15 protein-coding genes are annotated in these 19,237 nt (G+C 54.9%); 11 read left to right on the top strand and 4 right to left on the bottom strand.

The genetic code is table 11. The features are described 5' to 3' along the window. Positions 1-18: 18 nt before the first annotated feature. The 6 genes from EBB79_RS23445 to EBB79_RS23420 all read left to right on the top strand — a co-directional run bounded on the left by EBB79_RS23445 (position 19) and on the right by EBB79_RS23420 (position 8,303). Positions 19-1,125 carry an ABC transporter substrate-binding protein gene (locus EBB79_RS23445; protein WP_127751443.1) on the top strand — a complete coding sequence of 369 codons (1,107 nt, stop codon included), beginning with the start codon at positions 19-21 and terminating at the stop codon, positions 1,123-1,125. Between the two features lie 173 nt (positions 1,126-1,298). Beyond that, positions 1,299-2,060 (top strand): glycerophosphodiester phosphodiesterase family protein, encoded by a 762-nt coding sequence (locus EBB79_RS23440; RefSeq protein WP_127751442.1) that lies wholly within the window; start codon positions 1,299-1,301, stop codon positions 2,058-2,060. Between the two features lie 243 nt (positions 2,061-2,303). After that, complete coding sequence (locus EBB79_RS23435) at positions 2,304-3,089, top strand: inositol monophosphatase family protein (protein ID WP_338045830.1); 786 nt, start codon at positions 2,304-2,306, stop codon at positions 3,087-3,089. Beyond that, on the top strand, positions 3,086-4,171 hold the full coding sequence (locus EBB79_RS23430) for a UDP-glucose--hexose-1-phosphate uridylyltransferase (RefSeq protein ID WP_238705176.1): 1,086 nt from the start codon (positions 3,086-3,088) through the stop codon (positions 4,169-4,171). The genes EBB79_RS23435 and EBB79_RS23430 overlap by 4 nt, the downstream gene beginning before the upstream one ends. Positions 4,172-4,564: 393 nt before the next feature. After that, complete coding sequence (locus EBB79_RS23425; protein WP_127751440.1) at positions 4,565-6,988, top strand: FAD-dependent oxidoreductase; 2,424 nt, start codon at positions 4,565-4,567, stop codon at positions 6,986-6,988. Between the two features lie 88 nt (positions 6,989-7,076). After that, the gene (locus EBB79_RS23420) at positions 7,077-8,303 is read left to right on the top strand and encodes a M24 family metallopeptidase (protein ID WP_127751439.1); all 1,227 of its coding nucleotides are present in this window, start codon (positions 7,077-7,079) and stop codon (positions 8,301-8,303) included. Between the two features lie 23 nt (positions 8,304-8,326). Here EBB79_RS23420 and EBB79_RS23415 read toward each other — a convergent pair whose 3' ends face one another. Then, positions 8,327-9,862 (bottom strand): trimethylamine methyltransferase family protein, encoded by a 1,536-nt coding sequence (locus tag EBB79_RS23415; protein ID WP_127751438.1) that lies wholly within the window; start codon positions 9,860-9,862, stop codon positions 8,327-8,329. Positions 9,863-10,034: 172 nt separating this feature from the next. Continuing rightward, the gene (locus tag EBB79_RS23410; RefSeq protein WP_127751437.1) at positions 10,035-10,949 is read right to left on the bottom strand and encodes a LysR substrate-binding domain-containing protein; all 915 of its coding nucleotides are present in this window, start codon (positions 10,947-10,949) and stop codon (positions 10,035-10,037) included. Between the two features lie 178 nt (positions 10,950-11,127). On the opposite strand from EBB79_RS23410, the gene EBB79_RS23405 reads away from it, so the two are divergent. From EBB79_RS23405 to EBB79_RS23385, 5 genes are all read left to right on the top strand, one after another. After that, positions 11,128-12,381, top strand: coding sequence for a sarcosine oxidase subunit beta family protein (locus tag EBB79_RS23405; protein ID WP_127751436.1), 1,254 nt, complete (start codon positions 11,128-11,130; stop codon positions 12,379-12,381). A gap of 15 nt (positions 12,382-12,396) precedes the next feature. Then, entirely contained in the window at positions 12,397-12,666 is a 270-nt protein-coding gene (locus tag EBB79_RS23400; RefSeq protein ID WP_127751435.1) for a sarcosine oxidase subunit delta, read from the top strand. Further along, positions 12,663-15,563 carry a sarcosine oxidase subunit alpha family protein gene (locus EBB79_RS23395; RefSeq protein WP_127751434.1) on the top strand — a complete coding sequence of 967 codons (2,901 nt, stop codon included), beginning with the start codon at positions 12,663-12,665 and terminating at the stop codon, positions 15,561-15,563. The genes EBB79_RS23400 and EBB79_RS23395 overlap by 4 nt, the downstream gene beginning before the upstream one ends. Before the next feature lie 112 nt (positions 15,564-15,675). Beyond that, positions 15,676-16,173 carry a sarcosine oxidase subunit gamma gene (locus EBB79_RS23390; protein ID WP_164860913.1) on the top strand — a complete coding sequence of 166 codons (498 nt, stop codon included), beginning with the start codon at positions 15,676-15,678 and terminating at the stop codon, positions 16,171-16,173. Positions 16,174-16,322: 149 nt separating this feature from the next. After that, on the top strand, positions 16,323-16,946 hold the full coding sequence (locus EBB79_RS23385) for a TetR/AcrR family transcriptional regulator (protein WP_127751432.1): 624 nt from the start codon (positions 16,323-16,325) through the stop codon (positions 16,944-16,946). 108 nt (positions 16,947-17,054) lie between these two features. Here the strand turns inward: EBB79_RS23385 and EBB79_RS23380 are convergent, their stop codons facing one another. Both EBB79_RS23380 and EBB79_RS23375 read right to left on the bottom strand, forming a co-directional pair. Further along, entirely contained in the window at positions 17,055-18,113 is a 1,059-nt protein-coding gene (locus EBB79_RS23380) for an ABC transporter substrate-binding protein (RefSeq protein WP_127751431.1), read from the bottom strand. 22 nt (positions 18,114-18,135) lie between these two features. Further along, the gene (locus EBB79_RS23375) at positions 18,136-19,236 is read right to left on the bottom strand and encodes an ABC transporter ATP-binding protein (protein ID WP_127751430.1); all 1,101 of its coding nucleotides are present in this window, start codon (positions 19,234-19,236) and stop codon (positions 18,136-18,138) included. Position 19,237 lies beyond the last annotated feature (1 nt).

Genomic DNA, 19,237 nt, shown 5'->3' with positions numbered 1-19,237 from the left:
AAACTTGGAGGAAAAACTATGTTAAAGAAACTTTTGTCTACTGGCATCGCCGTGCTTGCAACGGCATCGGTTGCCATGTCCGGAAGTCTGGAAGGAAAGTCCTGGGAAGAAATCCTCGTAGAAGCAAAGGCAGAAGGTGAGCTGACTTGGTTTATCTGGTATTTCCAGGATGAATTCCGCGATGTGGCCAAGGCCTTTACTGCTGAAACCGGCATCAAGGTGAACATCCCTGAAGGCACAGCTGCAGGCAACAACGACAAGTTGCTGGCCGAAATGGGACGTGAAACCGGGGACATTGACGTCATCTCGTTTGGCTATGAAAATGTTCACGCTTGGCCGCTGGCCAAACTGTTCCAGAAAATCGATACTGTTCTGCCTGATATCACTGGTCGCAAGCAGGACGTGACTGGCATCGCAGGTGAAGGTTACGTCTTTGCCTACTGGGGAAACCAAACCGGTATCGCGTATGATCCCGACATGGTGGCCCAGGCAGACCTGCCGCAAACACCTGAAGATTTTGCTGCCTTCTGGGCTGAAAATCCGGGCAAGTTTGGCTTTAACTACGTCAAAGGTGGCTCTGGCCCATCGTTCTTTCACAACACCCTGCGTGTGTTGTCCGGTATCGACTATTTCGGCGATGCACCGGTTGAAGAAAAATTGGCAGGCTTGGGCGCTGGCATCGACTTCTTCAATGAGCATGCCGAAAACTATGTGATCACCGCATCGAACATTGACAGCGCCAACCGTCTGAGCGATCGCGAGTTGTGGATGGTTCCAGCATGGGAAGACCACCTGGCTGGTTTGCAAAATCGAGGCGAAGTTCGCAAAGAGCTGCAGTATTACATCCCCGAAATGGGCATGTCCGGTGGCGGCAACGGTGTTGCTATCCCCCAAAACGCACCACACTCAGCAGCTGCGATTGTATTCATTGATTGGTTGACCTCTGCTGATGTTCAGACAGGTTTCAACAGTCGTTTTGGGACCGCCCCGGCGCATGCCAACTCGGATGATTCCAAAGCTCTGGTCTCTAACACTCAACGTGCCTTTAGCCAAGCCTGGCCAAGCCAGCCGTTCAAGCAGAACGTTGAAGATCTCTTTGTCGAAGAGGTTGTTCTTAATCGATAAAGGCACACAGGTCTTCTGTCCGACATAGAAGCGGGAAGACCAACCGGCGCAACGCAGATCAGGGAATACTCCCTCCCACTTGATTTTGGGTTGCGCCAGCGCCGCCGTCTCTAGGCGGCCTGGTCGCGGAGCTGACTGGCTCTGCGACACAATTCTCTCTCTGGAAAAAAATTATGACAGCCTCTTCGCCCTTGGTACAAACTGGCCTGCTCGCCCATCGTGGAGCATCATTGCTGCGGCCTGAAAACACCCTTGAATCTATTGCCGTAACTGCGGAAATGGGGGTTTTGTGGATTGAAACCGACGTCAGGACAACACGAGATAAGAAACTAGTCATGGTTCATGACAGTACATTGGACAGAACAACCAGCGGCAGCGGATATGTCGCTCAGACAGATTTGGCCGAAATCCAGAAACTGGATGCTGGTTCGTGGATGGGACCGGAGTTTGCTGGTATGAAAGTGCCGACAATGAAGGCGTTCCTGACTGACATTTGTGCATTGGGCCTTAGCCTGCAGTTGGAATTCAAGGAAGACAAAGGCCGCGAAGAAGAACTGGTCGATCTGGTCTGTGACGAACTGGAGGAATACTGGCCTGCAGATGGCCCCTCCAAGCTGTTCTTCTCCGGATTTTCCGAACGCTGTTTGCGCCGCGCTTCTGTGCGAATGCCGAATGTTCAACGGGCGCTTGCCTTGACCTGCGTGCCGCGTGACCCTGACCGGCTGGCCGAAGAAACGGGTGTGACAATCATGCATGTACAGGATGATTTCACTGACGAAGCTGCACTTGAAGCGATCCGGGCGTCTTCGGTTGAATTTGGCGTCGCGACTGTCAATGATCCGCAGCGGGCTCGCGACTTGCTGGATGGCGGTGTGCAACAAGTCTTGACCGATGATCCGCAACTGCTGAGCAACAACCGCTACGTGGCAGCCTAGGCCGCAAGATCACCACTCACATGGGCACCTGAACACGCGCGGTCCTATTGGCACCGGGCGTGTTCGCTTTTGTTCGCAGGTGGCCAATCGTTTAAGCTACAATCTGCTTGCAGAGGAGCCCGGCACGGTCTGCGATGGGCATCCTTGGAATTTTGATTACCCAATACCCGCAGTGCATATAGGTCGAGATACCGGATCTGTAGTCAGCAGCAAAAGTTGACAACTTGCTCTTTTTCACTCATCATGGGTAAAAATAGGAATCGAGTAAAACACATGCTAAATCGACGCGTTTTTGCAGAATCTCTAGCCCAGGATGCGGGTGCTATGGCCAGAGATTATTTTGTGAACAGGACAGCACTGACCGTAGAGTCAAAGCGCCCCGGTGATTATGTTTCTGAGGCAGACCGCAACGTAGAACTGATGGTGCGGCGCAGAATTGAAGAGTCCTATCCCGGTGAAAATGTCGTGGGTGAGGAAGAGGGTGGCACCGAGAGTGGCAGCTTTTGGTGCGTGGACCCAATTGATGGGACGTCCAATTTTCTGGCTGGTATCCCGATATGGGGCGTATCCATTGCCTATTGTGAGGGCGGTGTCCCTATGGTTGGCGCCATCGCCATTCCAATGCAGGATATTCTGATTTCGGCAGACATGATGCAGCCCGGATTTCACTTGAATGGTGTCCACCACAGTAAAACCGCTGATACACCAATCGATTTTCTAGCCCTCGGTGAGAGCCAGGATTGGACCCGTGACGCGATCCGGCAGGTCGAAGATGTGTTTCTAGGCGCCGGGCTGACACTTGTGAAGTATCGCTGCTGTGTCGTTGGCTTGGTTTATGCTGCACTGGGACGAACACGCGGGTATTTTGAGCAGAACACCAATATTTGGGATGTGTCTGCCGGTTACGTCATTGCAAAACAGGCCGGCCTGGAGGTTAGCATCAAGCGCAACACTTCGGACCATCAGCTCAGGATATCAGCCTTGCACCCGGCAGAACATGACGCGGTGAAACGGCAATTGCATCTATGACAATTCGGAATTTTGAACTGATGCAAGCCAAGCCTGGAACAAACATAAGCCTTTCCCCGCACCGGCGCTTTAACCCGCTGAAAAACGAATGGGTTCTGGTGTCGCCACAGCGCAATTTGCGACCTTGGCAGGGCAAAAGCGAAACCCCAAACACGGTTGAAAAACCTCCGCATGATACCTCCTGCTACCTGTGCGCGGGCAATAAGCGGATCGGCGGCGCAGCCAACCCAGAGTATCGTGGAACTTATGTATTCCCCAATGACTTTCCTGCCCTGTTGCCCGACGGAATCGGCCCTGCAAGCACCGACAACCCGCTGTTTGTCTCGACCCCGGTGCGCGGCACCGCCAAAGTCATTTGCTTCTCCGAGCGCCACGACCTGACCATGGCCCGCCTGCCAGTCGCCGGTATTCGAGATGTGGTTGAAACCTGGATCGAACAGACCGCGCTTTTGGCCAAAGACTACCGCTGGGTCGCCATTTTTGAGAACAAGGGCGAGGCCATGGGCTGCTCCAATCCGCATCCGCATGGGCAGATCTGGGCGTCAGACTTTCTGCCCAATGAAATTACCACAGAAGACAAAACACAGGCCGCCTATCTGCAACATCACAGCCGTGTTTTATTGCTGGACTATGTTCTGGAAGAAATGGAACGGCAAGACCGGGTTGTCGTCGAGAACCAGAGCTGGATTGCGGTGGTGCCCTATTGGGCTGTTTGGCCATTTGAAACTCTGCTTGTACCCAAGCGTCATGTGCCCCGAATGCTGGATCTGACTGTGCCGGAAAAGGCAGACCTTGCCGATATCCTCAAACGCTTGACCACCCGTTATGACAATTTGTTCAAAACAGATTTCCCCTATTCGATGGGCTGGCATAGTGCGCCGTTCACAGACAGATCCAACGAGCATTGGCAGCTGCACGCCCATTTCTATCCGCCGTTGTTGCGATCAGCCTCGGTCAAAAAATTTATGGTGGGATACGAGATGCTGTCTGAACCGCAACGCGATATGACGGCCGAAAGCGCAGCCAAAGTCTTACGCGGGCTGCCAGAAACTCATTTCCGGCCAACGAATGAGGGCCATTGACGAACAGTAAGAACACTTTGGTTGTTGGGGTGCCGGATACACCAGATCCCACACGGTACTGGCGTTGAAAGCCCAGGACTTCGTTGTCGTCGTCTAGGACAAGTTTTCCGACGGGCACCGGGATGCCGACTTCTCAGAAAATCTGGTCAAAGGGCGCAGACCGGCACCAACCTGATGGTGAAAACCCTAATCCAACTTATTCAGGCCACAGGATAGTTTAAGAGCGGGATTACCCCTGATCAGACATACAAAAATTTTGCCCAACTAACCTGCAGGGCTCCGTAAGTGCAATTGAACTTGAGGACCGCTAAATTTTTTTCGTTTGAGCTTATACCACCTGTGCCGATTTAATTTTCCGCAAAGATCATAAAGTCAGCGGATGGGGTGTATCGGATGGAAACAAGCGCAAGAGTGGTGATAATTGGCGGCGGTGTTGTGGGATGCAGCATTCTTTACCATCTTGCCAAACGAGGCTGGAAGGACGTGGTGCTGCTGGAACGGCAGGAACTGACGGCGGGTTCTTCATGGCATGCGGCTGGTAATTTGTTCACCCTGACTGCGCCGGGCAACGCCGCCATCCTGCAGAAATATACCATCGACCTCTATCCTGAGCTGGAAAAGGAAAGCGGCCAGGATTGCGGTCTGCATTACAATAGCGAACTGCTGGTCGCCAAGGACGAGGAAGAGATTAAGACGCTGTCGATCGCCCATGCCTTTGGCAAGCGATATGGAATTGAATCTGAGTTCATATCAGCAGAGCAGGCCAAGAAACTGGCACCAACGTTGAACACGGATGATCTGACCGCAATCCTGCATGAAAAATCCGCAGGGTATTGTGATCCATCCAGTGTGACCCATGCCTTTGCCAAAGCGGCGCGCAATTATGGCGCCTCGATCCACCGCCACACCCCTGTGCTCGAAACCAACCAGCGCCACGATGGAAAATGGGATGTGGTGACCGAGAACGGCACCATCACCACGGACTATGTGGTCAATGCGGCGGGGCTATGGGGGCGTGAAGTAGCGGCGCTTGCGGGGATCACTTTGCCGCTGATGCCGGTCGAGCACCATTATCTGGTGACCGAGGAGGTTCCGGAAATGGCAAATCTGGAAACTCCCCATGCATTGCTGTCCTATGCCGATGCGAACCTTTACATGCGGCCCGAAGGCAAGGGTTTGCTGATCGGGGCCTATGAGAGCAAATGCGTGCATTGGGCTGAAGACGGCACGCCGCTTGAGTTTGGCCACGAGCTGTTGCCCGATGATCTGAGCCGGATGGAGGATGAGTTTCTGCAGGCGGTTGAATTGATGCCTTGTCTGGCTGAGGCCGGCATCAAAAGCGTGATCAATGGCCCGATGATTTTTTCGCCCGACCTTGGGCCGCTCATTGGTCCCTACCCCGGCAAGCCGGGTTATATCTGCGCCAACGGGGTGATGACCGGGTTCAATCAGGGCGGTGGCATCGGCAAGGTTCTGGCCGAATGGATCATTGACGGCGAGCCGTCTTTGGACGTCAGCTTTTGGGATGTGGCCCGCTATGGTGACTACGCCGATAGCCACTATACCAAGGAGATGACCAAATACTGGTACGAAAACCGCTCTAGCCGGGTGTATCCGTACCAGACTTTCCCGGCAGCCCGCCCCATGAAAATGTCACCAATCCATGATCGTCTAAAAGAGGCCGGCGCGGTCTTTGGCGAGACCTGTGGATGGGAGGATGCCTATTGGTATCCCAAAAATGACGCAGAACGGGTAGAGGAATATTCCTATGAACGCCCCGCTTGGTTTGCAGCGGTAGCCCGTGAATCGCGGGCAGTGCGCGAAACTGCTGGCCTGTTTGAGCTGACCAGCTATGGCAAATACATGTTCAGCGGTGCCGGGGCGGTTGCGTTTCTGGACCGGATTTTGGCCAACAAAATACCCGAGTTGATCGGTAAAACCGCGCTCTGCCCCATGCTCAGTGAAATGGGAAAGGTGATTGGCGATTTCACCGTTACCCGCCTTGGCCCCGAACGTTGCCTGGTTCTGGGGTCAGGCTCGATGGAGAAAATTCACGAACGCTGGTTCCTGGCGCAGCTGCCCGATGCGGGGGTGAGCTATGACAACCTGACCAATAGTTATGCTGGTCTACATGTGGCCGGCCCGAACGCGCGGGCGATCCTGCAGACCTTGGCCCCCGGCACCAGTTTTGAAAGTGCAGATTTCCCCTTTTTGTCGGGCCGTGAGATGGCATTGGGGTCTTGCCCTGATGCCCTGGTGGTGCGGGTCTCTTATACCGGCGAATGTGGATATGAAATCTACATGCCTCTGGAACACCAAGCCGCGCTTTATGACAAGATCATAGAGGCTGGTGAACCACATGGGCTGACCCTTGCAGGGGGGCACGCGCTGATGGCGCTCCGCCTTGAAAAGGGGTTTGCCGGTTGGGGCATGGAGCTGACCTCGGACTATTATCCAAACGAGACGGCGCTGGCACGGTTCGTGCGCTATGGTAAAGGCGACTTTATCGGCCGCAAGGCGGCGTTGGCGGCCAAAGAGGCCGGTCCGCGCGAAAGTTTTGTCCAGTTTGCCGTCGATACAAAAGAGGCCGACCCATACGGCGGTGAGCCGGTATTCAAGGATGGGGAACTGGTTGGTTACACCAGTTCCGGTGGCTTTGGTTATTGTGCAGGTACCAGCCTGGCCCTTGGCTATCTTCAGCCAGAATCCATCGATCCAGACGCCGTCTATCAAGTGGATATTGTTGGCAAAAAGTGTAATGCGCGCTTGCTCAGCGCCCCACCTGTCGACCCCGAAGGTCTGCGCATGCGACGCTGAGCAGCAGTAAGGCGAAATCAGCGGGAAAGGCGCGCAATTGGCAAAAAACAAAGTGATCAGCAATCATGACCGCCGATGGCCGGTCCGTATGGATCGCCACGCAGGGCCAGTGCAACACGGTGCCATGGATCATTCTGAACCGCCTACCGACCTGGATGCGGTTCGCCGCTACCGGCTGGCCCGCGTGCAGGCAGAGATGAAGCGGCAGGATGTTCCGGCGCTTCTGCTGCTTGATCCGATCAACACGCGCTATGTCACCGACTGCACGAATATGCAGCTCTGGTGCATGCATTTCGAAACCCGCTGCGTTTTCGTCCCGGCCGAGGGGCCGCTGACCCTGCTTGACTATGCCGATATGCCGTTTCTGGCCGAGGGGCTTCCGACGGTGGACAATTACGGTGTAATGTCGGCGCATTACTTCTTTGCCGCCGGCAACCGGATGGATGAATGGGCTGCAGTCTTTGGCCACCAGATTGGCGGGTTGATGGGCAAATATTGCCCCGGTGAGAAAACGCTCGCCATTGATCGTCTGTCCCATCTGGGCGGCAGCGCCATTCAGACCCTTGGTTTCCAAATTGTTGATGGGCAACGGGTAGCGGAAGTCGCACGCTCGATCAAATCGGCACAAGAGCTGGCTTTGATGAAAGCTGCCATTGGCGTTGCGGATAAGGGCATGACTGCCATGCGGAGCGCTCTGGAACCGGGCATCACCGAAAACGGGCTTTGGGCAAAATTGCACGAGGTCAATATAGCAGAGGGTGGCGAGTGGATCGAAACTCGGCTGTTGGCTTCGGGGCCGCGCACCAACCCCTGGTTTCATGAAAGCTCCATGCGGGTGATAGAGGCGGGTGATATGGTGTCCTTTGATACCGACCTCATTGGACCTTATGGATATTGCGCTGACATCTCCCGGGCTTGGGTTTGTGGCGACGTTTGGTCACGTGAACAGGTTGCACTGTACCAACTGGCGCGCGAACAGGTCGAATTCAATATGGAGGTGATCCGGCCCGGCGTGTCCTTTCGCGAGATTGCCGAAAAATCATGGCCAATCCCGGACCGTTTCAAGAAAAACCGCTATGGCTGTCTGGCGCATGGCGTTGGGCTTTGCGATGAATACCCTTCGATCCCATATCGCGAAGACCTTGAGGAATACGGCTACGATGGCGTGGTGGAACCCGGCATGGTGTTGGCGGTGGAATCCTACATTGGTGAAGAGGGCGCAATGGAGGGGGTAAAGCTCGAACAGATGATCCACGTCACCGACACTGGATGGGAGCTCCTATCCCACTACCCCCTCGAAGAATTTGAAGTCTGATCGGGTGACCCGATCAGACAATCTTACTTGTGAATTTCCTGCTTCCGGCGCGCCATGTAGTCCTTAAGCTGCTCGTCTATTGCCGGATCTATCGGCGGCTGGACGTATTCGGATAGCAGCTGTTTCCAGATTGCATTGGCCCTTTGCGTCGTATCCAAGCCGCCGCGATCACTCCAGTTCTCATAGTTATCCCAGTCCGAAACTATCGGGGTATAAAAAGCGGTTTGATAGCGATCCAGCGTGTGCTGAGTTCCAAAAAAGTGGCCGCAGGGGCCTACTTCCCGAATGGCCTCCAGCCCAATGCTCTCATCCGTAACTTCTATTGGCTTTTGCGTCGCGGCCATCATCTGCAGCATCTCGGCATCGACGATAAGCTTCTCGAATGAAGCAACCAGCCCTCCCCCCAGCCAGCCGGCTCCCTGGTTGAGCAGGTTGACGTGACCGCTCATGGCGCCCCAAATTGACATCTGGCTTTCATAGGCCGCCTGCGCATCCATGGCATTCGACGCGGTGACATTGCTGGACCGGAACGGAATGTCATAACGGCGGGCGAGTTGCCCGGTGGCCTGCGCAGCCAACGTATATTCAGGAGTGCCAAAGGCAGGGGAGCCGGTTTTCATGTCGACGTTGGTGGTAAAGCCGCCATAAATCACCGGCGTGCCAGAGCGGACGCATTGTGCCAGTACGATACCCGCCAGTGCTTCGGCATTCTGCTGGGTCAGAGCACCCGCCAATGTGATCGGTGACATTGCACCGGCCAGGGTAAAGGGCGTGATGATCACTGGCTGGCCGTGTTTGGCCATCTCGACCAGACCTTCGCCCATTGGACCGTCGATTTGCAATGGTGAATTGGTGTTGATCACGGTGGTAAAGACAGGCCTGTCGATCAGATCTTCCCGCGAACATCCAAATGAAATTGCGGCCATTTCCAAGCCGTCCCGCGCCCGATCGGCGCCCAGCCCCCAGGGCTGCCAGTTTTTATCCGTCAGCGTGATCTGAGCATGGTGCAAATCCAGGTGGCGGCTTTCCTGCGGTAAGTCCAGCGCCTCAAACGGGCCACCCCCTTCCTGATGAATGATATTCAGACCCTGCACCAGGCGGATGTAATCGCACATCTCGGCATAGGTGCCCGCACGCCGCCCCTTGTCGAGGTCAGACACAAAAGCTGGCCCTCCGACCGAAGCAAAGATCGCATAGTCCTGCCCAAGTTTCAGGTTTTTTGCCGGGTTGCGCGCATGCAGCGTGAAAGAGGAAGGCGGTAACTTCAACTTTTCCTCAACCAAGCCGCGGTCCATCCAGACCATCTCTTCGCCGTGATCCACCTTGGCACCGGCATTTTCCAGATAGCGCCGTGCCTCTGGATCCAGCACCTTACAACCGATTTCTTCCAGAATTGTCAGGGATGCCTGGTGGATCGCCTCAATCTGATCCGCGCTCAGGACATCCGTGGGTGCAGTCCGATACCGAAGCTGTTCCCAGGGCTGTTGCGTGATCGCAGTGCCAGAGCGGCCCGCTCTGGAGTTTCCACTGTTTCGTCTGCGTGCTGAACTACGTGCCATGATGTCCTCCCTACTGGCAGCTCTACATTACTGTACAGCTGTACAATTACTCAGGAGAGAAGCACGAAGACGTCACCGACGCAACATGTTTCCATGCATCGGCGACACTCGTATTACCAATATGCGGATCATAAGTGCGGTTTCATCCCGGTGCACAGTTGCCGGCTTGGACCTAAGTGAATTCAGACCAGATAGTTTCGGATTCCAGGCTTGCTTCGATCAGCCAGTTGCAAAAGCGCGGACCATAGGGAAGGTCCCGCCCTCGCGGTGTGGTCACCAGAGCAAGGCAAAACCCAGTGGAAATTTTCCTGTGCAGCGGCGCCACAAGTTTGCCGGAAACCAGATCGTCATCCAGATAAGGCCTGCGTCCCATGGTGATCCCCATACGTTCTTTGGCTGCCTTCAGGCAGCTAGAGCACATATCCAGATCCAAGTAATGGGCCTGTTGCGTGTCATGAATGCCGTGTTTGGCGAACCAATAGTTCCATTCGTCTTCCTCGGACAAGCTCGTGATCAACGGGTGCTCAAGCAGACTCCGCGGTGATTTTACCGCCTTGTGTTCCGCAAGATAATCCGGGGCAGCGGCCGGAAGAATTTCATCGGCAAATAAGACAACCGCACCTTCTGGCAAATCATCTTCGGAAAGGTATACCAAAGCAAAATCAGCTTCTCTGTTCAGGGTGTCGCCGATCAGGTCTGATGTGCTGAGTTTGATATCAATATCACGATGTTTCTGATAAAAATCCCCAAGGCGCGGAATTAACCAGACATCGGCCAACGAGGGAAACAAATTCACCGTAATCTGGGATCGACCGGAAGATCGCATAATGCCCTCTGTGGCACTTTCGATCCCATCCAGCGCAACACAAAGCTGATCATAGTAGGCCTTGCCTTCCTCACGCAAAATCAGCCGATTGTTGCGACGGATGAACAAAGCCATTCCGATAAAGTCTTCAAGTGCCTTGATCTGATGGCTGACAGCCGAAGCCGATATACCCAATTCTTTGGCGGCCAACTGAAAATTGCAATGGGAAGCGGCCGCCTCAAAAGCCTTGATCGCCGCAAACGGGGGTAGCCGTCTTTTCATGAACTTAAACCGTAAGAATTGAATTTACTTAAACTGCACGGAAACCTGCACGGCCTCAACCTTTGATTTTATTTAGTCACTGGTGAAATTTTTTGCCCTGTCTGAAATCCCGGTGATTGCGGCAAAATCCAACCACAGAAGCATTTATCCAACTTGGCCTCCAACAGCATCGGTGACAATGAAATACTCGATCACTTCCTTGGTGAAGCAGGCGCTGCAAGGTCACAAGGGCTGGCCCGAGGCCTTTCGCCATCCAGCACCAAAGAAGCACTATGACGTGGTAATCATAGGTGGTGGTGGTCATGGTCTGGCCACCGCATATTACCTGGCCAAAAACCACGGCATAACCAATGTGGCAGTTGTCGAAAAAGGTTGGATAGGCAGCGGAAATGTTGGTCGCAACACCACTATCGTGCGCTCTAACTATTTGCTGAACAGCGAAATTCCTCTGCTGGAATGGTCTCTCAAACTGTGGGAGGGGCTAAGCGAAGATCTGAACTACAACGTCATGTTCTCCCAACGTGGCGTGTTGGACATTTTCCACACGGACGGTCAGCGCGACGAGGCGGTGCGCCGGGGCAATGCGATGATCGTAAATGGTGTCGATGCCGAGATGCTAGACCGGCAACAAGTGCTTGAGATGATGCCGATGGTTGATGAAAACAACGGCCGTTTTCCCGTCCTGGGTGGTTTGTTGCAACCTCGGGCCGGGAATGCACGTCATGACGCGGTGGTCTGGGGCTACGCGCGCGGCGCCGATCAGATGGGTGTCGATATTATTCAAAACTGCGAAGTCACCGGTATTAGTCGCGGTCCCAACGGCGAGGCCACGGGGGTCGAGACAAGCCGGGGTCGAATTGGTGCGGGCAAGGTTGCCGTTGCTGTGGCAGGTCACACCAGTCAAGTGATGGACATGGCCGGGATCAAGCTCCCGGTGGAAAGCCACAAACTGCAGGCCTTTGTATCCGAGGCCGTGAAACCCTGTATCAACACGGTAGCAACATTTGGCGTTGGGCACCTTTACGTCAGTCAGTCGGACAAGGGCGGATTGGTCTTTGGCGGTATGGTCGACGGCTACAACAGTTTTGCGCAGCGTGGCAATTTGCCAATCGTCGAAGACGTCGCCGAAGCCATGATGATGTTCTTGCCGACGCTGGGCCGGGTGCGCCTGTTGCGGCATTGGGCCGGTGTTGTCGATATGACCATGGACGGGTCACCCTTGATCTGCAAAACCCCGATCGAGGGTCTCTATCTCAGTGGTGGCTGGAACTATACCGGATTCAAAGCGATCCCTGGCGCGGCCTGGTGTTTTGCCCACACCGTGGCAAATGATGCGCCGCATGACTTCAATGCGCCGTTCCATCTGGACCGCTTTGCACAGGGCCGCCCAGTGGACGCCACCGGTGGTGGCCCCTTCCCCAACCATCACTAACGAGGGCTGACTATAATGCGAATTTCCTGTCCCCTTTGCGGTGAACGCCCTCTGGACGAATTTATCTATCGCGGTGACGCCACGGTCACGCGGCCTGATAAGGAGGCGCCGATGGAGCAGTGGGTGGAGTATGTCTATCTGCGTGACAATCCCAAAGGCATCCATCGCGAACATTGGCGCCACGCGCAGGGCTGCGGCAGCTGGCTAATCGTCGAACGCAACACCGTTACCCATGAGATCACCCAAGTGAGCGAAACCCGCCCAACCCAGGATGCCCAAACATGAGCCGCCAGAGAAATCGCTCAACAGGCGGCGACCGCATTAACAGGGCTCGGCCTGTTAGCTTCACTTTCGACGGCAAAACCTACACCGGTTATGAAGGCGACACTCTGGCCTCGGCCCTGTTGGCAAACGGTGTCACCCTTGTTGCACGCAGCTTTAAATACCATCGCCCGCGCGGGGTGTTCACCTGCGATCCGCATGAACCAAACGCCCTTGTCCAGCTGCACAGTGGGGCACGGCAAGAGCCGAATATCGCCGCCACCATGGTCGAACTCTATGACGGGCTAGAGGCCCATAGCCAGAACCGCTGGCCGTCACTGCGATTTGATCTGCTGTCTGTCAACCAACTGTTTGCGCCTTTCTTTGCAGCGGGTTTCTATTACAAAACGTTCAAATGGCCCGCCAAATTCTGGACCCGGGTGTATGAACCGATAATCCGTCGTGCGGCCGGTATGGGCCGCCTGTCGGGTGAGATCGACCCGGCAAGCTATGAGAAGACTTTTCATCATTGCGACATCATGGTTGTTGGTGGTGGCATTGCCGGGATTGAGGCCGCCCGGTCTGCCGCCCAGACTGGCGCGCGCGTGACGCTGATCGAGGAACACGCCCATCTTGGCGGCCATGACGACGACGGGCTCCAGCAAGCCATCACAGCACTGCAAGCCATGGAGAATGTCCAGATCCTTACCCGCACCATGGTGTTTGGCTGGTACGACAGCATGACCTTTGGCGCGGTTGAGCAGGTCTCGGATCATTTAAAGACGTCAGAAACCTACCAACCGCGTCAACGTCTGTGGAAAATTGTGGCCAAGCAGATTGTGCTGGCAACAGGGGCGCATGAACGATCGTTGATCTTTGGCAACAACGACAAACCCGGTGTCATGCTTGCCTCTGCGGTGGAGCGGTACATACGCGACTTTGGCGTGCGTGCTGGCAAACGTGCGGTCATTTTCACGACAAACAATAGCACAGATGGGCTACCCAGGTTGCTGCGGCAGGCTGGGATTGAACTTGCCGCTACAGTGGATGCGCGCAAGGGCGAAGAGATCGTGACCGTTCATGGGCGCACGCGCGTCAAGGCCGTGACACTGCGCGGGCCTGATGGCAGCACCCGCAAGTTACCCTGCGATCTTGTCTGTGTGTCTGGCGGCTGGAATCCGGCGGTGCAACTGCTGGCACAACGTGGCCAGAAACCGCGCTGGAGCGAGCAGTTGCAAGCCTTCCTGCCGCAGCATATGGCGGGCGATGATTTCCTGTGCACCGGCAGCCTTGCCGGGCTTGAACACAGAGATGACTGTCGCATGCATGCCGACCTGACAGGTCAGATTGCCGCGCAGCGTATTGCGGCCAACAGTCCGGATGTCTTGACGGTGTATACTTCAGTTCTAGAGGCTGCTGAAGAGCGCACCCAGAATTTTGCCTATTTCGAGTCGACCTCGGGGAGGTCAAAGAAATTCGTCGATCTGCAACATGATGTCACCGAGTCGGATATCGCGCTGGCCACGCGAGAGGGCTATCGCTCGGTCGAACATGTGAAGCGCTACACGACCATGGGTATGGCGACAGATCAGGGCAAGACCTCGAACGTTCACGGCATTGCCGCAATGTCAAAGGCGCTGGACAAGCCGATGGGGCAAGTTGGCACAACCGGGTTTCGGCCGCCGTACCGTCCCGTCAGCCTTGGTGTGCTAGCCGGGCGCTCGCGTGGCAAACACTGGCGACCGATCTTGCGCACGCCTTTACATGGCTGGGTCGAAAACAAAGACGGTGTGTTCATCGAATCCGGTCTGTGGCACCGCAGTCAGTACTTTCCGCAACCCGGCGAAACCATGCAGCAGGCGATCAACCGCGAAGTTCTGGCGGTGCGCAATGCTGTCGGATTTTGCGATGTATCGACACTTGGTAAGATCGATCTGCAAGGCCCCGATGCCGCTGAATTTCTGAACAAGGTCTATAGCAACGGCTTTGCCAAACTGCCGGTGGGCAAGTCCCGCTATGGGTTGATGCTGCGTGAAGACGGGATTGTCATGGACGACGGCACGGTTTCGCGATTGGCTGAAACCCATTTCTTTGTCACCACCACCTCGGCAGAATTAGAAAGCGTGCTGAGCCATCTGGAATACTGCCATCAGGTTCTGTGGCCCGAGTTGGACCTTGTTTTTGCCGATGTGGGCGAGGACTGGGCGGGCATTGCCCTGGCCGGCCCCCATGCACGGGATGTCCTGTCGCGGATTGTTGATGAGATGGACACCGGCAATGACGCTTTGCCCTTCCTGGCTGCGCGCACCTGTACCGTTTTGGGTGGCATTCCAGCCCGGTTGTTCCGGATCAGTTTCTCGGGCGAACTGGCCTATGAAATATATGTGCCCTCCCGGTTTGGCCGCACCCTGGCCGAAGCGCTGGAGCAGGAGGGGCAGGAGTTTGGCATCTCCCCCTATGGCGTCGAGGCGCTTGACGTACTGCGCATTGAAAAGGGTCATGTTAGCTCGGAGCTGAACAAATTCACCACCGCAAACGATCTGGGTCTTGGCACGATGATGTCGACTAAAAAAGACTATGTCGGTCGCGCGCTGAGCAATCGTCCCGGTCTGACCGACCCAAATCGGGAGGTGGTGGTAGGACTTAAACCACTGGATCCTTCAATGGGGTTTCGGCAAGGGGTCCATGTGATCCCCAAGGGTGCCGCTTTGGCACCACAAAATGATCTTGGCTATGTCACTTCGGCCGCATGGAGCCCAACATTAGAGCGATACATCGGCATCGCACTGGTAAGCAATGGGCGCGAACGGCTGGGTGAGATCGTTGAGATTGTAGATCCATTGCACAAAGAAAAGCCGGTTCCAGCCGAAATCGTGTCCCATCACTTTTATGACCCGGAGAATGAACGTGTGCGCAGCTAAGGCCCATCCCCTATACTGTCTCGACGGCATTAATTTCGCGACGGCGGCCTCTCCGGCCAACACGGCAGGCGTTTCTGTCAGGATCCTCACTGGTAGGGCCGTAATTCGGATTATGCCGTTTGGGGCATGTCGACAAGCCGTCGAACAGGCATTGTCTGGTTTCGGGTTTACTGCTCTGCCCGCGCCGGGATGCTTTGACGAAACTGTTGGTTCCTGTCTGGCCTGGGCGGGAAAGAACTGTTGGTTCCTGATTGCTGGACAAGACAAAGCTGAACGCGAACAAGAGCTGATGCTGGCACTGGATGGTATTGCCGCAGTAAGCAACGCCAATGACGGTTTTCTTTGCCTGGGCATTGACGGACAGGACGCCCGAACGTTGATAGCCAAGGGATGTGTACTGGATCTGGACGGTCTTGAGACGGGCCAATGCGCCGTCACTTTGATGGCGCACACGCGGGTGCACCTGCATCGAAAATCCCCGACAGCCTTTGATCTCTTGGTCCCAGCAAGCCACGCTGCAAGTTTCTGGGAATGGCTCGCCATGTCTGCCGCTGACATTGGCATGTCGGTGACTATTATGCCCCCTGGTAGACACCCAGCCTCAAGTTAAAATCCGATACTTTGTTTTAGCTTCGCCCCGAATAGCAATAGACCCGTTTGAATGACGCCTGCCCTGTAATTCAGGACTGCCGATTGCATCCCCAGTCAACTGTTGTAACAGTATCCATCCAGGCAAACACAGGCAGGGACCAATCCACTATGGCCAAGGAAAAAAAGCAGCGTCTCAATCCTGCGGACCGACGCCAGTTGCTGCTGCAAGCGGCCAGAGATTCCCTGTCAAAATACGGCGCTCAGGGGGCCGGCGTGCGGGAGATTTGCAAGGACTTGAATGTGTCGCCCGGTCTGCTCACTCATTACTTCAGCGGCAAGGACAGCTTGTTCATCGAAGCCTACCAAGAGATGGCGCAGCAATACATTGCCGAAATTCATGCAGTTATCAGCGACACAGATATCTCTGCCGAAGACCGGCTAAAAAAGCTATTTGCGCTGTATTTTTCGACTAAATGGTCCGAGGCTGGTACAATTGGTACCTACACAGGTTTCTGGAGCCTCTCACAGACCATTCCTTCGCTTAAAACCGCGTTTGAGACTACATTTAAACACCAGCAAGCTGCCTTTGAGCAGCTTGTTGGGGACCTCGTGGAAGAACGCGAGATTTCGATTGATCCCAAACCGTTTGCAACCTTCCTGTTGGTGTTTCTGGAAGGCGTCTGGTTCGAGAGATGCCTGAACCCCAATGTGGTCGACAAAGACAGCATTCAAGACATGTGCTGGGATTGGCTGGAGTGCTATATGATAGCCAAAGGATCAGCCCGCGTTTGACAGTTCAGTCGCAAGTTTGTGCACTGGGCTGCAATTTCCTTTCATTGGCCAGCACACAAGCTTGAGGTTTATTGTCACATTTGCACATAGGCGCTGATGGCGGCCAATTTAGAAACCGGCCTTAATTCGCTCGAACTCTTTCAGCATTTTGGCATCCAATGCCGGGTCAACGGCATCAAAGAACAGGCTACCTTCGAACACTGCCTTTGGATCGTCAAAACCGTATTGCTTAACCAGCGCCTGATCGGAAATCGGATAAGCTTCGGCGTTGGCGTGCGGGTAGCCCCAGTTCTCGATGATGTATTTGCCGCTTTCTGGTTCAGACAGAGCGTTCAGCAGGTCATAAACCTGGTCCACAGGTGTGGTCGAGGATTTCAAGTGCACATATCCGCAGACCCAAGTGGCCACACCTTTTTCAGGGTCACGCATCATCTTGGCCGGGACTTCGTTCCAGATCAGGTTCAGCTCGGATTGGTTCCAGGCCCAGCCCATATCGACCTCGCCCGAGGCCATGGCCTGATCCAACTGGCCAGCATCGGTCCAGTAGAAGCGCACATTCTTATGTACCTCTCGCAGAAAATCCGAGACCTGCTGGAACTGCGCATCATCCAGATTGGTATAGTCAGCCCCGTTACCCGTTGCCAGGCTTGCCAAGGCATAAGAGCTGGATGCACCGTCCGGAATGGACACTTTGCCCTGATAGGCTGGATCCGCCAATAATTGCAACGACACCGCCGCATCGGTGATTTTGTCAGTACGGTAGATCAGGCCAGTATTGCCCCATTCAAAAGGCATCATCCAGACTTGGTCGTCGATCATGACACCGTCCGCATTCTTGACCTCGGGCAGCATCGTACCCCAGTTTGTTAGCTTGCTGGTGTCCAGCGGCTGCAGCAGGCCAGCTGCATGCCATTTGCGCACGGCATCCGAGCAGGGATGTGCCAGATCGGCGTCAAAACCGGATTGCAGTTTGGTAAAGGCCTCGTCGACGCTGCCGAAAAACGTATAAGACGGTGCCTCTTCATGCTTGGTCACGTAAGCACCGAAAAAGCCCGGATCCTCGTACCCGGACCAGTCAAAAACCGTCAATGCGGAACCGTCTGCCATCGCCATCGACGCCGGCAGCACCGTAGCGATGGTGATGGCCTTAATGGGTGTGAATTTCATGTGTTCTTCTCCCGTTTTGATATTATTTTTCGTCCTGTCTCAGAGCAATTACCGAAGCGCTGTGCACGCCTATCCAGACGGTATCGCCTTGGCGGAAATCGACCGTGTGAAAATAGTTGGGCACCGAAGCAGCAATCGGCTTTTCGACGCCGTCAACTCGCACATGGTAGTGCACATTTTCACCATAAAATGCGACGTCACTAACGATGCCCTGAAAGGTCGCGTCATAGCCGTCTGGTTTTTCTACTGCTATCTCCAGTTGTTCTGGACGGATGCCGACCAAGATGTTCGCACCACTGGTGGTCGCGTTTGGGTTTTTTTCAATTTTCATGCCGTCAAAGCATGGGGTTGAGATCACTAAAGAGCCGTCTTTTTCATCGGTGACTTGCGCCGGCAGGAAATTCATTTCGCCAATGAAAGAGGCTACATCCTGGTTGCTCGGTTTGGCATAAAGAGTTGCTGGCTCGTCTACCTGCACCAGCTTGCCCTCAAACATCACGCCAATACGGTCCGACATGGTCATGGCTTCGTATTGGTCATGGGTAACCATAACAAAGGTGATGCCAAGACTGCGTTGCAGACGGCGCATTTCGAATTGCATCTGCTCGCGCAATTTCTTGTCAAGCGCTGACAGCGGCTCGTCCAGTAGCAACACCTTGGGGCGCATGATCAACGCGCGGGCTAGGGCAACGCGCTGGCGCTGCCCACCCGAAAGCTCGGTCGCACCGCGGCTTTGTAGCCCGTCTAACTCGACCATTTCCAGTGCGTCGGCCACCCGTTGATCGATCTCGGACTTCGAGATGCCCCGGTTGCGCAGCCCATAGGCGACATTGTTGCCGACATTCAGATGCGGAAAGATCGCGTAGCTTTGAAACACCATATTGGTTGGACGTTGGTTGGACGCGATACCCTGCATGTCCTGCCCGTCGATAGAGATCTGGCCCTTGGTCGGTTCCTGAAACCCGGCGATCATCCGTAACGCTGTGGTCTTGCCGCACCCAGACGGGCCCAGAAGAGAAAAGAACTCACCCTCCCGCAGGTTCAGCGTCAGGTCGTTCACGGCCATGAACTTTCCAAACCGCTTTTGTACGCCGGTCATTTCGATAATATTGGTTTCAGTCATC

It is taken from the genome of Parasedimentitalea marina, from assembly GCF_004006175.1.
GTDB classification, from domain to species: domain Bacteria; phylum Pseudomonadota; class Alphaproteobacteria; order Rhodobacterales; family Rhodobacteraceae; genus Parasedimentitalea; species Parasedimentitalea marina.
The sequence above is the reverse complement of the archived record's forward strand: the minus strand, read 5'-3'. Positions and strand labels throughout refer to the sequence as shown.